Genomic DNA, 287 nt, shown 5'->3' on the forward strand with positions numbered 1-287 from the left:
TAAGTGGTCCTCAAACTCTTCACCTAATTGCATCGCTAATGAATTGCCAGACAACTCACAGGTTACCAAACCATATTCTTTTTTAAAACTAAATGTAAAACCTTTCCCATCAGCAAGATTTTTAACTGAATACCCTAACTTTTCTAACCAAATACGAAACGCAATCAAATTTTTAGCTTTAACAACCTTTTTCACGTGAGAACTCCTTCTATCCGTGGCATTACATCTTATTTATTAATAGGGTTTTAATGAGATTTTTTAAAGGGGAAAAACTTTTTTTTATTTTG

General features: G+C 31.7%; 1 protein-coding gene. It reads right to left on the minus strand.

Annotated elements, in window-relative coordinates:
• Positions 1–195, minus strand: a 195-nt coding sequence (locus NL42_RS15505) for a hypothetical protein (protein ID WP_461313419.1), incomplete at its 3' end; no start/stop codon positions are given.
• Positions 196–287 lie beyond the last annotated feature (92 nt).

The organism is Acinetobacter sp. GN11, assembly GCF_054823985.1.